The sequence below is a fragment of the Streptomyces sp. NPDC001787 genome (assembly GCF_040297465.1).
In the GTDB taxonomy this organism is placed as follows: Bacteria; Actinomycetota; Actinomycetes; order Streptomycetales; family Streptomycetaceae; genus Streptomyces.
The window spans coordinates 1-1,665 of record NZ_JBEOZE010000072.1 but is presented as its reverse complement, the minus strand read 5'-3'; the positions used below and the strand labels follow the sequence as shown (position 1 = coordinate 1,665).

1 protein-coding gene is annotated in these 1,665 nt (G+C 70.6%); it reads right to left on the bottom strand.

Annotated features, from left to right (window positions below):
* Nucleotides 1-425: 425 nt before the first annotated feature.
* The coding region (locus ABT170_RS40590; protein ID WP_351876296.1) for a rolling circle replication-associated protein at nucleotides 426-1,665 on the bottom strand (1,240 nt) is incomplete at its 5' end.

Below are 1,665 nucleotides of genomic sequence, written 5' to 3'. Positions count from 1 at the left end.
CAGGCCGGGTTCGCTCAGCACGGGGGAGCGGCCCACGTCGACCAGACCGCGCACGTCCTGGTGCTCGTCATCGCCGCGCTCTTCCTGGCCGCCGTCTGACCCGCACCGCCCCCGGAACCCCCGCCCGCCGGCGGGGGTTCTGCCATGTCCGCGCTCGGATCGGTCCCGGCCGCCATCGCGCGTACGTCATCGACCGCGGCTGTACGTCTCCGAGATGACGTACGCCGACGAGCACCAGGAGCACGAGCACGTCCAGGAGCGCGGCCCCGATCCGAGTTGCAAGAGGTGTCACGCCGACCAACGCCCCGACCACCAACCGCCCGAGCCGAGCGCCCACACCCTTGCATCACGACCCAGCGGCCCCGAGAGCGGAGAGCAGCACACCTCTTGCACTCCGCTCCGGGGCAGCTCAGAGCCGCAGCGAGTTAGTGCTTACTGGGGTCAGTTACGCGTGCCTGCCGGATCTTGTCCCACTCCTGGGGACTCCGGCTGAGGGGGATCTCGTCGGCACGGTCGAGGCGGCGCCGCCGAACGATCTGCCGCACGCGCTCCGTCCGGTGAGCCTGCTCAACCTCCGGCCCACGGCAGGCCATCAGCGCGCGCGTCAGCGTCTCGACCAGCTCCGGCGCGTTGTTCTCCACGGCGAACCCGGAGCCGCGGGCGAACCTCGTGACCGGTCGACGCACGCGCCGGCGCTTCACCTTCACCGGCTCCATGTACTGAGCCCCGGCAAGGCCGATCACCTCGGAGTAGCCGGAGTAGGCCGGGCGGACCCCAGCGGTGTACCGCTTCACCTCGGTGACGCGGGTCGCCTTCACCCAGCGGTGCTTGCGCGTCTTGGGGTCCCAGACCTTCACCCGCGAGCGCAGGCGGCGCATCGTCCGGGCCACGAACTGGAAGTCGGCAGGCGCCAGCTCGACCTCACGCGTCAGCTTCTCGACACCCCGGTACCCCCAGAAGCGCCCCGGCCCCTTGCCCGGCTCCCGCCACTCCTCCGGCACGACGTGCTGGTACTCCTTCGCCTTGAACGAGCCGTGCTTGGCGAAGTAGACGCTCAGCCGCTTCGGGTCGGACGCCTTGGCGCCCTCCTGCCAGTTCACGTTGGTGCCCGCCCCCAGGTGGCGGCGCCTCTGCTCTGCCATGTGGTCCCGGCGGGGGTCCGGGTGACCGGTCTCCGCCTCGACCCCGGCCATGTCCTCCTCGATGTCGGCGAACACAATGTCCGTCCAGGTCGCGGACAGCCACTCCTTGTAGCCGAGCCCGTGGTTCTCGACCACACGGCGGCGCGGCTTACGGGCCAGCTCACCGCGCTTGTGCGCGGCCATCCGCACGTCGTACGCGGCCTCTCCCGCCTTGCCGAACGGCGGGACGCTGAGCAGGTGGAAGTGCGGCGCCCCACGGCGCTGGAACTCGAACTTCCACACGCCCACCCACTCCGTGCCCCACGCCCGCTCGAACCGCTTGAAGAACGTCTCCAGGTGCTTCTTGGCCGTCCGGCCGTCCGGCGCCAGGGGCACCCAGTCGCCCGGGTACGTCAGCGTCGTCATCGCGGGCAGCGCGAAGTTCGCGAACAGCGGCGACCAGTCCAGCGAGGCCAGAACCTTGATCATGTTCGCGCGCGACTTGCGGGACCACTCCGTGATCTCCCGCTCGGTCAGCGGGACG